The 319-nt window shown below is 69.0% G+C and carries 1 protein-coding gene; it reads left to right on the top strand.

Translation table 11 applies throughout. The features are described 5' to 3' along the window. Positions 1-319: ATP-binding cassette domain-containing protein (locus tag ELR45_RS39650; protein WP_205857552.1), on the top strand; the 319-nt coding region annotated here is incomplete at both ends.

The following is a 319-nucleotide window of genomic DNA, read 5'->3' on the forward strand; positions in this document are numbered from 1 at the left end:
CGAGTTCATCGCTGGGCTGCCGGACGGGTACGACACGGATGTCCGCAAGCGCGGGAGCCGGGTCTCGGCGGGACAACGTCAACTGGTGGCGCTCGCCCGCGCGCTGCTCGCGGACCCGTCCGTGGTGATCCTCGACGAGGCCACATCCTTCCTGGACACTCCCTCCGAAAGACTCGTCCACCAGGCGATGCGCACGGTGTTGGAAGGACGCACGGCCCTGGTCATCGCGCACCGTCTGTCGACGGCACGGATCGCGGACCGTGTGCTGGTGATGTCCGGCGGAGCCATCGTCGACGACGGCTCGCCCGCTGAGGTCGTC

Source organism: Phytoactinopolyspora endophytica (genome assembly GCF_004138495.1).
In the GTDB taxonomy this organism is placed as follows: domain Bacteria; phylum Actinomycetota; class Actinomycetes; order Jiangellales; family Jiangellaceae; genus Phytoactinopolyspora; species Phytoactinopolyspora endophytica.